The sequence below is a fragment of the Pedobacter lithocola genome, from assembly GCF_042650845.1.
GTDB classification, from domain to species: Bacteria; Bacteroidota; Bacteroidia; order Sphingobacteriales; family Sphingobacteriaceae; genus Pedobacter; species Pedobacter lithocola.
Genome location: NZ_JBHSBW010000007.1, coordinates 41,247 through 53,228 on the forward strand (window position 1 = coordinate 41,247; position 11,982 = coordinate 53,228).

An 11,982-nucleotide genomic window follows, 5' to 3' on the forward strand; every position below is an offset into this window, starting at 1 on the left:
TTAAGCTTATTTTATTTTTTTGGATTGATTTAATTTGCTTCTAATTTTGCTTTAGCGGCAGTTACTGTTGCGCTTTCGCTTACTTTTCTGGCCATACTGCAATCAGAACAAAAGCCATAAAGATTTAAAGAATGGTGTTTTACATCAAATTTCAACAAATCGCCAACCATGGTTTGAATTTGATGAATACGAGGGTCGCAAAATTCTACAACTTTACCGCATTCTATACAAATTACATGGTCGTGCTGGCGATAGCCGTAAGATTTCTCAAACTGAGCCATGTTTTTACCAAACTGATGTTTAGTAACCAAATCGCATGAAACCAGAAGTTCTAAGGTGTTGTAAACCGTAGCTCGACTTACACGATACTTTTGGTTTTTCATGTGGATGTAGAGGGTTTCAACATCAAAATGGTCGTTTCGAGAGTAGATTTCTTCTAATATCGCGAAACGTTCCGGTGTTTTACGCAGATTTTTGTTCTCTAAATAAGCTTCAAAAATCTTGCGAACCAGCTCATTTGTTTTTTGTTCAGACATAGTTTTTAAACTCCGTTCAAAGGTAGTTAAATTGTTGGATTGTTATAACTTTCTATTGTTGAAATGTTGTAATAAGTAAGCAGTTGAAGGTTGCCAATTATCAGTTACGGTTACTAGTTACCAGTTATGAGTTTTTTTAGCCCTTTTTTGGTTGACGTAATGATTGGATAAAAATATTTAGCTTAAATATTTATCAAATTAAGCCTTTCAACATAATAACATCTAAATCCATCGTCCCTAATCCATTTTCGATCATCCCTACGCGTCAAACCTGGTTACCCCGGTAACGCCTTTAACTTTTAATAAGTTTTTAATCAGATTTTCAAGATGCTCTGTATCATTAACAAATATCATTATCGAACCATCAAAAATCCCTTCATTTGTATCAACTGTAATGGAACGCATATTAACTTTAAAATCAGTTGATATTACTCGGGTGATGTTATTAATTAAACCAACATCATCGATACCAACAATACGTAAACCAGTTAGAAATGTTAGTTCTTGTTGTTTGTTCCATTTTGCCTTTACAATGCGATAGCCATAATTAGACATTAATTGGGTGGCATTAGGGCAATTGGTACGGTGTATTTTTATGCCTTCGCTTACAGTTACAAAGCCAAAAACATCATCGCCAGGAATTGGGTTACAACATGCTGCAAGCGTGTAATCAATTTTTTGTAAGTCTTCGCCTATTAATAAAATATCATTTTCTGCACCCTTCATTTTTGTTTTAACCATATCTTCGGTTAAATTTTCAGGGCGTTCTGGTCCACGGGTTTCTACTTCTTTTTCACTCGATAAATATTCTTTAATATCCTTCAGTTCGATTTTACCTAAAGCAACATTTACGAATAATTCTTGTGTAGATGGTAGTTTAAAGAAATAGCTTATCTTTTGTAGATTATCGGTATTGTAAGTAATTTTTAACGATTTTAATTTACGTTCTAATATCTCTTTGCCGGTTTCTGCTATTTTTCTTTTCTCTTCTTTTAAGGATGATTTAATTTTTGATTTAGCTTTCGCCGTAACCACAACATTAAGCCAGTCTTCTTTTGGCGTTTGCTTGCTCGAAGTAATAATCTCAACCTGATCGCCATTTTGTAATTTATACGAAATGGGCACCAATTTATGGTTTACTTTGGCGCCAATACATGTTGCACCAACGCCAGTATGAATTTCAAAAGCAAAATCGAGCGCTGTTGCACCCAAAGGCAACTGAATTAAAGCACCTTTTGGCGTGAAAATAAAAATCTCGTCAGAGAAAAGGTTCATTTTGAAATCATCCAAAAAATCTAAAGCATTAGCTTCTGGATTGTTTAGCATTTCTCGCACCTTTTGAATCCATTGATCCAAACCGTTATCATTGCTAGATTCCTTGTATTTCCAATGTGCCGCAAACCCTTTTTCTGCAATTTCATTCATTCGTTGTGTACGAATTTGCACTTCAACCCATTGTCCACGTGGGCCCATTACAGTAGTATGCAGCGATTCATAGCCATTTCCCTTTGGAGAAGAAACCCAATCGCGTAACCTGTCCGGGTTTGGGCGATATAAATCTGTAACTATAGAATAAGCTTTCCAGCAATCTGCCTTTTCGTTTTCGTAAGCGCTATCTAAAATAATCCTGATGGCAAAAAGATCATATACCTCTTCAAAAGGGATATTTTTCTTTTTCATCTTATTCCAAATGGAATGGATAGATTTTGGTCGCCCATAAACGTCTGCCTCCAAACCTTGTTCGTGTACAATTTCATCAATTGGTTCTACAAACTTTTTGATGAACATGTTTCGTTCAGTCTTCTTTTCGTTTAATTTTTTTGCAATAAACTTATAGGTTTCAGGTTCAAGATATTTCATGGAAAGATCTTCGAGTTCTGATTTTATTGCGTATAAACCAAGGCGATGTGCGAGTGGGGCATATAAATAAATGGTTTCTGATGCGATTTTTAATTGTTTATGGCGGGGCATAAAATCCATAGTACGCATGTTGTGCAATCTATCTGCCAGCTTAATTAAAATTACCCTTACATCATCGGCCAGGGTAAGTAGCATTTTCCTAAAATTTTCGGCTTGGAGAGAGCTATTGGTATCAAAAACACCCGAAATTTTAGTTAAACCATCAATAATTTTAGCGGTTTTTTTGCCGAATTCTCGTTCAATATCTTCTAAAGTGATGTCCGTATCTTCCACTACATCATGCAATAGGGCACAAACGATAGATGTTGTACCCAAGCCTATTTCTTCTGCTGCAATTTGTGCTACCGCAATTGGATGGTAAATATATGGCTCGCCAGATTTTCGACGCATGTCTTTATGGCTTTCTAAGGCCATATCAAATGCCTTCCGAATTTCTTTTTTATCGCCTTTTTGTAAAGTAGATTTGCTCGCCCGCAACAGTGCTCTATATCTTTTAAGTATTTCTTGTTTTTCTGCCTCTAAATCAATTACTAACTCTATTTTCATTTGTATTTTTTGCGTAAAAAATTGCGTCTTATTATCTAATAAAACTTATATTAGTTGTCTTAAACTTCTAATATATGAAATAACACCTAACTTTGTAAAGTATAAATTTATGAATTTTAAAGGGCTATTTTTTCTGTTAATTGTAATGATTTTCGGCATTTCGCTGAAAGCCCAGGAATATACTGCACCTGTTTTTCCTAAATTGGGTAAGGCAGATACCATTAAAGTTGGCTCTACAAATGATAATGGTGTAATGATTCCCTGGATGCAACTAAACGAGGTGTCTATTTTCGCAGCAAGAAAATGGAAATCGCCAGCAGAGCAAGCAGCATATAATCGATTGCGATACAATGTGTTAAAAGTTATGCCTTATGCACTTTTCGCTAAACGTAGGTACGAACAATTAGAACGCGATTTGTTAACAGCTCCAGAAAAGAAGCAACAGAAAGCATTAGTTAAGCAATGTGATAATGAAATAAAAGACATGTTTAATCGAGAGATTAAAGATTTGACTATAACTCAAGGCCAGATCTTAACTAAACTGATTGATAGAGAAGTTGGTCGCACCACTTATGATATTGTTAAGCAAACTAAAGGTGGATTTGCAGCTTTTTCTTATCAAATTGTTGCCCGTGTTGTTGGTCATAATTTAAAAAGCACATACAATAAAGATGAAGACCGCGATATCGAATCCATTATCCGAACTTCGGGTTTTTATCAATAACCATTAATGATGAAGGAGAGTATTCCGAATATTTATTCATTTAAAGTGAAAAAGATTAATGGTGAAGATCAACTCTTATCAGCTTACAGAAATAAAGTAATTCTAATTGTCAATACCGCATCCGAATGTGGTTTTACGCCACAGCTTGGCGAATTACAGCAGTTAAAAAACGAAATTAATCATCCTGATTTTGAGATTCTCGGTTTCCCAACAAATGATTTTGGAAAGCAAGAACCACTAAGCGGTAATGATTTATCTTCTTTTTGCGAAATAAATCATGGCGTTAAATTTCCGGTATTTGAGAAGATTATGGTTAGAGGCGCACATGCACACCCTCTTTATCAATTTTTGAGTGATAAAAAATTAAATACCAAAATTAACTCCGTTCCGAGATGGAACTTTCATAAATATTTGATAAATAAAAAAGGTGAGGTGGAAGATTATTTTTTCCCTTTTACCAAACCACTAAGTGCTAAATTAAAAAAGAAGATTCTCCGCCTTTTAGAGCAAAACACGACCAAATAAAATTAATGAAATTAGATATTTTAGTCATAGCCGTTCATCCTGATGATGCAGAACTTTGCTGTTCGGGAACCATTTTAAAACACATTGCTTTAGGTAAAAAAGTTGGTATAGTAGATTTAACCAGAGGTGAATTGGGCACAAGAGGTACAGCCGAAACCAGAGGTGAAGAAGCAGCTGATTCAGCCAAAATTTTAGGTTTGCATGCCAGAGAAAATCTGAAGTTTAGAGACGGATTTTTTCAAAATGACGAGCAGCATAGGCTAGAAGTAATTAAAGTTATTAGAAAATATCAACCAGAAATTATATTAAGTAATGCATTAGAAGATCGCCATCCCGACCATGGTAGGGCGGGAGATTTAGTTTATGATTCTGTTTTTTTATCTGGCTTACCAAAAATAGAAACTGAGATTGATGGACAAAATCAAAATGCCCATCGGCCAAGATTATTATTGCAATACATACAAGACAGATATTTAAAGCCAGATGTGATAGTAGATATTACGGAGCACATGGATGTTAAAATAAAATCTATCCAAGCATTTAAAACCCAGTTTTATAACCCCGAGGTAGAAGGATTAGACACATATATTTCCTCTCCTGAATTTTTTGAAAGCATGATTGGTCGCTCCAGAGAATTTGGTAAAAGTATTGGTGCAACTTTTGGTGAAGGTTTTACTTCAAGAAAACTTCTAGGTGTTGATAATTTATTTGACTTAAGATGATTTTTCGTCACCTGAAACACTTTATTTAGTATCGGCCTGGATCTCTTAGGTGGTAAAAAAGTAATATGTTCTACCACCTAAGACATTTTAGCTAGTCAGTTCTATCTCATATTTCCTCTGATGGTGAACATCCTCAACAAAATCTAAAGTTGTTTGTTATTCTAAAAACGAATAATAATGGCAAACATATTCACATCTTTAAAAGGTGCTTATAATTTATTTAAGCATTTAGATTTTGATAAGCTTGAAGCATTATCCAAAAAAGTTGATATTCCTAAAATGGTAGAAACCATATCAAACCTCGACGAAAAACAATTGTCGGGTATGATGAAAATGGCAGGTGGCAATAGAACGGAAAGAGAATTACCGCCCATCGAAGGTGATTTTTATCATCTAGGTGAAGAGGCTTTAAAAGATGAGGAACGGGCATTACAATTAAAAGTTCGAGCTTTTTTAGAAAAAGAAGTGAAGCCTATCGTTAATGATTATTGGAATAAAGCAGAATTTCCATTTGAAATCATCCCCAAACTAGCTGAATTAAATATATGTGGATTAACATACAAAGGCTATGGTTGTCCGGGAAAATCTAATTTAATGGAAGGTATTTTAGCTATGGAAATGGCAAGAATAGATACCTCAATTTCTACCTTTTTTGGTGTGCAAAGTGGTTTGGCTATGGGTTCAATTTATCTTTGTGGTTCTGAAGAACAGAAGCAGCAATGGTTACCATTAATGCAGCAGTTCAAAATTATTGGTGCTTTTGGATTAACCGAACCTGAAGTAGGTTCTGCTGCAGCTGGTGGATTAACAACTACATGCAAAAAGGTTGGAGATAAATGGATTTTAAATGGTCAGAAAAAGTGGATCGGCAATGCCACCTTCGCCGATATTTTAATCATCTGGGCGAGAGATGTGGATGATGATGAAGTGAAAGGTTTTATTGTAAAGAAAGATAATCCTGGTTTTGCGGTAGAAAAAATGAAAGATAAGATGGCGCTTCGTATTGTTCAGAATGGTATTATTACATTAACCGATTGCGAAGTTCATGAACCTGATAGATTACAAAATGCCAACAGTTTTAAGGATACCGCTAAAGTTTTAAGAATGACAAGGGCAGGGGTGGCTTGGCAGGCCGTTGGCTGCGCTCGTGGTGCTTATGAAAACGCATTGGAATATACCAGAACCAGAAAACAATTTGGAAAACCAATCGCATCTTTCCAACTTATTCAAAATCATTTGGTAGAAATGTTATCGAATTTAACGGCTATGCAAACTTTATGTTTCCGATTATCGCAATTGCAAGATCAAGGCTTGCTGAAAGATGAACATGCATCCCTAGCTAAAGTATTTTGTTCGTTAAGAACTAGAGATGTTGTAAGTAAGGCCAGGGAAGTTATGGGAGGAAACGGGATATTGTTAGAATATAATGTTGCCCGTTTTGTTGCCGATGCAGAAGCAATTTATTCTTACGAAGGAACAAAAGAAATAAACACATTAATCGTAGGAAGAGCTATAACAGGATTTTCGGCTTTTGTATAGAAATCAATTAAGTTGAATATTAAAGTTCATTAGTAATTTTTGTTTCTGGAAAATCAGGTTTCAGTACCTTTCGGTTACTTTAGCCCTGCTTTTCGCTATAGCCCCGATGAAAAATCGGGGGCTGCCGCTCCAATCAGGTTTAGATTCGAGGGGATGGCTCCGAGCGATATCGCATTTAAAGCAACCTCCATGGAAAATGAAGAAGTGAAAGCATTGCTGTAAAATGGTAAACCTTTATATAAACTTTGTTTAAAAATCGGTTACGATCTTTAATTAAACGGCTTTTTGTTAAAAACTACCTGACTCATAGCGCTTTTTTCGTAAAGTGCTAAACAAAATCTGTTATAAGATTTATCAAAATTCACATTCCCTGGGTGTAAAACTTGAGGCACATTTTTACCTTCTAAAAAGTAGTAAACTTTAGTATTTCCATATTTTGTATGAGGCATTAAGTTGCCATAATCTTCGAGTTCTCTCCAAAGCGTATCTTTTACGGTGACTACATAAACTCGTTGTATTGGGCCAGTATTATTGGCATTTCTATATTTTGATACCTCTTTAAAACCAGCTTTCATATCATCAACCCCGGGTTGATTTAGCGTATCTCTAATCATAAAGTAAACTAAAACTAATATGCCTGCAGTTATAAAATAAATTAGGAATTTTCTATTCATGCTTACAATTGAGGCAATATTTTTTCCATAACAGTCAAGCCTTCGTCAATATGTTTTTGTTCGATACAAAGTGCCGGACGAAAGCGAATGGTTTGGCTGCCACAACCTAAAAACATTACATTGTGTTCCAGTCCTTTAGCTATAAATTCATTTCTCATTTCTTTATTCGGGAAGTCAAAAGAACAAAGTAATCCGCGACCTCTAACATTGCTCATTTTATCAAACTTATTGGCAAACCCTTTTAAATTATCATGAAGATAGTTTCCAACATTGGTCGCATTTTCGCAAAGTCTATCTTCCTCAATAATCTGTAAAATCTGAGTAGAACGAACCATGTCAACTAAGTTTCCACCCCAAGTTGAGTTTATCCGGCTAGGGATTTTGAATACGTTAGTTTCAACCTCATCTACTTTATGGCCTACTAAAATTCCACAAACCTGCATCTTTTTTCCAAAGGCAACTATATCTGGTCTGGCTTTTTCGCTAAAGTGCTGGTGACACCAAAATTTTCCTGTTAAGCCAACACCTGTTTGTACCTCATCGTAAATTAAGAAAGCTTCATTTTCATCAGCAATTTCTTTTAATTGAACTAAAAACTCTTCGCGTAAGTGATTATCACCACCTTCTGATTGAATAGGCTCAATAATAATTGCACAAATATCATCCTTGAAATCAGCAAATGCCTGCTTCACCTGTGCAACTGATAATTCTTCTGAATGAATAGCTTTATCCAGGTGCTCACCTTGTAATGGGAATTTAACTTCGGGAGTACTTACCCTAGGCCAATCAAATTTTGCATACCATTTTGTTTTATCGGGTAATGTATTGGTTAAACTTAAAGTGTAACCTGTTCTGCCATGAAAAGCTTTCTCGAAATGCAAAACTTTAAATCCTTTCTCCTCTTTATAGCCTTTAGCAAAGTTCTTTTGTACTTTCCAATCCATTGCTACTTTAATGGCATTTTCTACAGCTAAGGCACCACCTGCGATGAAAAAGGCGTGGGGTAAATATTCAGGAATTCCCGTTTGGGCAAAAGTTTCTACAAATTGGGCATATTGTTGTGTATAAACATCAGAATTTGATGGATTTGCCATAGCGGCAAGTAGTAGGTTTTTCTTAAAAGCCTCATCATTAACCATTTTCGGGTGATTGTAACCTAAGGGTACAGATGCGAAGCAAGTAAAAAAATCCAGCAAAGTTCTATTGTATTTAGAATCGTAGATATAAGCACCGTTACTTTTCTCCATATCATAAGTTAGATCAAAGCCATCAGCTAAAATGTGCTTGTTTAGAGATTCATTAACTTGATTTGCAGGTACTGTTAATTGATACATAAAATTGCTTATTGGTATATTTCAAATTTACAAAAATGTGGCTGAATACCAATTTTAAGGGCTTTTTGAACTGATAAGCAAAAAATAGGTTTAAACTGTTTAAAGTATGATTATAGACAAAATGGGTAATTAGACTACACACATGTGGAAAACTTTTTGCCTCAAAAGCAGCCCGATTTTGTGCGAATCCTAATTTATAAGCGCTAAAATTTATCCATCATTCCGAAAATACCAAGCAAGCCACCTGTGTGTATTGCCAGGATTTTTTCATCAGGTTTGATTGTTTTACTTTGAATTAAATCATTTATTGCATAGAACATTTTAGATGTGTAAACCGGATCTATTAACAAACCTGTATGTGCTGTAAATTCTTTAATGAATTTGAAAAGTTCGGGAGTGGTTTTCGCGTAACCACCAAAATGATAGTTGGTGTGTAGTATAAGATTTTCAGTATCAGAAATATATTTTGATATTTCATCTTTTATAAAAAAACCGTTTTTTAGTACGGGAACTACATGCAGTTTTGTTTTTAAATCATTTTTTACAATACCTTTAAGTAAACCTGCTGCCGTTGTTCCTGTTCCGGCGGCACAAAAAATATGGTCGTAAACATCGGTAAGCTCATCAATAATTTCTGAACAGCCTATTACAGCTTCAGCACTAGCACCACCTTCATCAATAAAACATGCATTTGAATCAGTTTTAAAATGTTGTTCGAATAATGCAGACTTATCCTTGTACGATACCCTATCTGTAAAAATAAGTTGCATGCCGAACAGTTCACAAAGTAAAAGCATTTCATTTTTTACTTTTTCTCCCCGTACAAATGCTGTTGATTTTAGACCAGACCGTGATGCGGCTGCAGCAGTAGCTACCAAGTGATTTGAGTATGCGCCACCAAATGTTACCAGGTGATTTTTATTCTCGGCTTTTGCTTTAGCTAAAATGTACTTTAGTTTACGCCATTTATTGCCAGAAATATATGGGTCTATTAAATCATCACGTTTAACAAATAAATTGTCAAAAGCAGCTATTTTTAGCTTTTCTACCGGACTGTATAGTTTTTCAAACACGTGTAAAAATAAAAAACACCTGCTATTTGCAAGTGTTTTTTTGTTCTTTTTGAGTAAGGCGTTACTTAAAATATATCTTTCTTACCAAATAGGGAAAGAAATTAAGAACAATTTTGACATTTTGAGTAAAGTTTTTCATAAAATTATTCATTAGGTACTATTTGTTGTGCAAAAAATAAGCCAACATTATAAAAAGACGCAAATTTTATTATTCGTTAATACTAAGTTAATATCAGTACAGCTCAATTTATTTCAAAGTGAATTGTATCATAAGTTAAAATGTATCACCAAAAAAGAGGAGGTTTAGTGAGATGGGTTTTATGTTTGTTTTTTTATAGGCGATTTTTTTAAGGCGTTAATTTATTTTTTATTGAGCATGCAAATATAATACTGTTTTGCGGAAATGTAAAATGAGTCGAAAAACCTAAGTCTTAAAAGTTTATTTTTGCAGCATGGAAAATGAGATAGACGTACAGGAAACGGAGGAACAGGAATTATACGAGCATTTAAAAATCATAGTTGATAAAGGGCAGTCGATGCTCAGGATTGATAAATTTTTGATGATACGAATTGAAAATGCTTCCCGAAATCGAATCCAAAATGCTATTGATGCGGGAAATGTTCTAGTTAATCAAAAACAGATAAAATCAAGCTATAAAGTAAAACCACTTGATGAAATTTCTATCGTTTTACCTCATCCGCCACGCGATACAGAAGTTTATCCAGAAGATTTACCTATAGAAATTATTTATGAGGATAATGATTTGTTGCTTGTAAATAAGGCTGCAGGCATGGTTGTACATCCTGGTTTTAACAATTATACCGGTACTTTAGTTAATGCCTTGGCTTTCCATTTCGAAAAATTGCCGCAATTACCAGGGAATGATGGTCGCCCAGGTTTGGTACATCGAATTGATAAAGATACATCGGGCTTGTTGCTGGTAAGTAAGAATGAAAAATCTATAACGCTTTTGGCTCGACAGTTTTTTGATCACAGCATCACCAGAAAATACATTGCTTTGGTTTGGGGCGATATTGAAAATGATGGAACGGTATCGGGTTACATTGGTAGAAGCTTAAAAGATCGCCGTGTGATGGATGTATATGACGAAGAAGATAAAGGAAAATGGTCTGTAACACATTATAGAGTTTTAAAACGCTTAGGCTATGTTACTTTAATTAGTTGCGAATTGGAAACCGGGCGAACGCATCAAATAAGAGCACATATGCAACACATTGGGCGCCCGCTGTTTAACGATGCAATGTATGGTGGTGATAAGATTTTAAAAGGAACTACGTTTAATAAGTATAAACAGTTTGTAGAAAATTGCTTTGAATTATTACCAAGACAGGCTTTACACGCCCAAAGTTTAGGTTTTATTCATCCTACAACTAAAGATTATATTTATTTCGAAGCTCCATTGCCAGCAGATTTTAAAGCTGCGTTAAACAAATGGGAAAATTATATCGCCGCATCATAAAATATGTCTCATAAATACCTTTTATTTAATGATGAATATCATTTAGTTGACACTCCAGTTTTAGTTGCATCGAATAGAGGCTTTAAATTTGGCGATGGCCTTTTTGAAAGCATGAGGATGATTAACAATAAACTTCAATTCGCAGAACTGCATGCTGATAGGTTAGTTTCGGGCATGAAGGCGTTGAAAATGGATGGGCATGCATTGATGGATGAGTATTTCTTAAGACAAAAAACTACCGATTTAGTAAAGAAAAACCGTTGGAATGGTAATGTGCGATTTCGACTTTCTGTATATCGTGATGGTGCTGGAGTTTATACACCAGAAAATAATAAAGTTGGCTATGTATTAGAAGGAATACAGTTAGGAAGCAATCGATATGAACTGAATACCAAAGGTCTAATTATCGATGTTTTTGATGAAATGACTAAATCAGTTGATAAGTTATCGAATTATAAAACTTCGAATTCGTTATTGTATGTAATGGCTGGAATCTTTAAAAGCCAAAATCGGTTAGATGAAGCCATGATATTAAATCAAAATGGTTTTTTATGTGAAAGTATGAGTGCAAATGTTTTTGTGGTTTACAATAATCAACTATATACACCTGCCTTAACAGAAGGTTGCATTGGTGGTGTAATGCGGACAACAATAATGCAGTTGGCTAGAATAAACGATATGACATTGATAGAAGCACAGATAAATCCTGAAATATTAAATGAAGCTGAAGAGGTTTTTATAACAAATGCTACCCAAGGAATTCAATGGGTGATGGGCTATGGTAGAAAGCGTTATTTTAATGAAGTTTCTAAATTTTTGATAGAAAAATTGAATGGCATTAGCGTTTGATAGTTGGCAATCAATAGTTAACAGTAAACAATTATCAATTAACATAACAGTCAGCAATA

Annotated in this window: 11 protein-coding genes; 6 read left to right on the forward strand and 5 right to left on the reverse strand. The window is 34.7% G+C overall.

Features of this window, described 5'->3' with window-relative positions; translation table 11 throughout:
- Positions 1-29 precede the first annotated feature (29 nt).
- The gene (locus tag ACFOWA_RS02595) at positions 30-536 is read right to left on the reverse strand and encodes a Fur family transcriptional regulator (RefSeq protein ID WP_378981488.1); all 507 of its coding nucleotides are present in this window, start codon (positions 534-536) and stop codon (positions 30-32) included.
- Between the two features lie 258 nt (positions 537-794).
- A complete protein-coding gene (locus tag ACFOWA_RS02600; protein ID WP_378981490.1) occupies positions 795-3,002 on the reverse strand; it encodes a RelA/SpoT family protein in 2,208 nt (735 codons plus the stop codon).
- A gap of 109 nt (positions 3,003-3,111) precedes the next feature.
- Between ACFOWA_RS02600 and ACFOWA_RS02605 the strand changes: the two genes are divergently transcribed.
- From ACFOWA_RS02605 to ACFOWA_RS02620, 4 genes are all read left to right on the forward strand, one after another.
- Positions 3,112-3,726 (forward strand): DUF4294 domain-containing protein, encoded by a 615-nt coding sequence (locus tag ACFOWA_RS02605; protein WP_378981492.1) that lies wholly within the window; start codon positions 3,112-3,114, stop codon positions 3,724-3,726.
- Between the two features lie 6 nt (positions 3,727-3,732).
- A complete protein-coding gene (locus tag ACFOWA_RS02610) occupies positions 3,733-4,251 on the forward strand; it encodes a glutathione peroxidase (RefSeq protein WP_378981494.1) in 519 nt (172 codons plus the stop codon).
- Positions 4,252-4,256: 5 nt separating this feature from the next.
- The gene (gene bshB1, locus ACFOWA_RS02615) at positions 4,257-4,973 is read left to right on the forward strand and encodes a bacillithiol biosynthesis deacetylase BshB1 (RefSeq protein WP_378981496.1); all 717 of its coding nucleotides are present in this window, start codon (positions 4,257-4,259) and stop codon (positions 4,971-4,973) included.
- A 177-nt stretch (positions 4,974-5,150) separates the two neighbouring features.
- A complete protein-coding gene (locus ACFOWA_RS02620) occupies positions 5,151-6,512 on the forward strand; it encodes an acyl-CoA dehydrogenase family protein (RefSeq protein WP_378981498.1) in 1,362 nt (453 codons plus the stop codon).
- A 269-nt stretch (positions 6,513-6,781) separates the two neighbouring features.
- On the opposite strand, the gene ACFOWA_RS02625 is transcribed toward ACFOWA_RS02620, so the two are convergent.
- The 3 genes from ACFOWA_RS02625 to ACFOWA_RS02635 form a co-directional block, all read right to left on the reverse strand.
- Positions 6,782-7,186 (reverse strand): hypothetical protein, encoded by a 405-nt coding sequence (locus ACFOWA_RS02625; protein WP_378981500.1) that lies wholly within the window; start codon positions 7,184-7,186, stop codon positions 6,782-6,784.
- Positions 7,187-7,188: 2 nt separating this feature from the next.
- Positions 7,189-8,520, reverse strand: a complete 1,332-nt coding sequence (gene lat / locus ACFOWA_RS02630; RefSeq protein ID WP_378981502.1) for an L-lysine 6-transaminase — start codon at positions 8,518-8,520, stop codon at positions 7,189-7,191.
- A 203-nt stretch (positions 8,521-8,723) separates the two neighbouring features.
- A complete protein-coding gene (locus ACFOWA_RS02635; RefSeq protein ID WP_378981504.1) occupies positions 8,724-9,593 on the reverse strand; it encodes a 1-aminocyclopropane-1-carboxylate deaminase/D-cysteine desulfhydrase in 870 nt (289 codons plus the stop codon).
- A gap of 452 nt (positions 9,594-10,045) precedes the next feature.
- On the opposite strand from ACFOWA_RS02635, the gene ACFOWA_RS02640 reads away from it, so the two are divergent.
- Together ACFOWA_RS02640 and ACFOWA_RS02645 are read left to right on the forward strand one after the other, a co-directional pair.
- On the forward strand, positions 10,046-11,074 hold the full coding sequence (locus tag ACFOWA_RS02640) for an RluA family pseudouridine synthase (protein WP_378981506.1): 1,029 nt from the start codon (positions 10,046-10,048) through the stop codon (positions 11,072-11,074).
- Positions 11,075-11,077: 3 nt separating this feature from the next.
- Entirely contained in the window at positions 11,078-11,923 is an 846-nt protein-coding gene (locus ACFOWA_RS02645; RefSeq protein WP_378981508.1) for an aminotransferase class IV, read from the forward strand.
- The last annotated feature ends 59 nt before the right edge of the window (positions 11,924-11,982 follow it).

What these genes read in the sequence shown, in the direction of transcription:
- ACFOWA_RS02645 (WP_378981508.1), top strand. Translation starts at nt 11,078, where the DNA reads ATGTCTCATAAATACCTTTTATTTAATGATGAATATCATTTAGTTGAC.
- ACFOWA_RS02625 (WP_378981500.1), bottom strand. Translation starts at nt 7,186, where the DNA reads ATGAATAGAAAATTCCTAATTTATTTTATAACTGCAGGCATATTAGTT.
- ACFOWA_RS02620 (WP_378981498.1), top strand. Translation starts at nt 5,151, where the DNA reads ATGGCAAACATATTCACATCTTTAAAAGGTGCTTATAATTTATTTAAG.
- ACFOWA_RS02640 (WP_378981506.1), top strand. Translation starts at nt 10,046, where the DNA reads ATGGAAAATGAGATAGACGTACAGGAAACGGAGGAACAGGAATTATAC.
- ACFOWA_RS02595 (WP_378981488.1), bottom strand. Translation starts at nt 536, where the DNA reads ATGTCTGAACAAAAAACAAATGAGCTGGTTCGCAAGATTTTTGAAGCT.
- ACFOWA_RS02600 (WP_378981490.1), bottom strand. Translation starts at nt 3,002, where the DNA reads ATGAAAATAGAGTTAGTAATTGATTTAGAGGCAGAAAAACAAGAAATA.
- ACFOWA_RS02605 (WP_378981492.1), top strand. Translation starts at nt 3,112, where the DNA reads ATGAATTTTAAAGGGCTATTTTTTCTGTTAATTGTAATGATTTTCGGC.
- bshB1 (WP_378981496.1), top strand. Translation starts at nt 4,257, where the DNA reads ATGAAATTAGATATTTTAGTCATAGCCGTTCATCCTGATGATGCAGAA.
- ACFOWA_RS02610 (WP_378981494.1), top strand. Translation starts at nt 3,733, where the DNA reads ATGATGAAGGAGAGTATTCCGAATATTTATTCATTTAAAGTGAAAAAG.
- lat (WP_378981502.1), bottom strand. Translation starts at nt 8,520, where the DNA reads ATGTATCAATTAACAGTACCTGCAAATCAAGTTAATGAATCTCTAAAC.